We start from the raw sequence: 301 nt of genomic DNA on the forward strand, positions 1-301 counted from the left end.
GCGCGATCTACGCGCGGGTCGAGGTCGGCACGCCGATCGAGATCCGGAGCTGAGCGGGATCGGGCGTCGTCGGGCGGAGCGTTCGGGGCCGGACGGCGCGCGGCCGGCGCGCCTCAAGGCCCCGCATCCCCGGCGGCCGCGCCCGGCCCCGCGGGCGGGCGCCACGGGAGCGGATCGAACGAGCGCCGGAGCGCCCCGAGGAACCGCCCCGTCCGGGCCGCGCGCGACCGCCGTCCCGAGCCGAGCAGGGCGACGACCGGCGCCGACGGCAGGGCGTAGCCTCCGAGCAGGCGCGCCAGCC

1 pseudogene is annotated in these 301 nt (G+C 81.4%); it reads right to left on the bottom strand.

The window, feature by feature from the left end:
• Positions 1-113: 113 nt before the first annotated feature.
• Positions 114-301 (bottom strand): annotated as a pseudogene (locus tag ACLBYB_RS33190) (LysR family transcriptional regulator); the annotation flags it as partial.

Source organism: Methylobacterium sp. D54C, assembly GCF_053345595.1.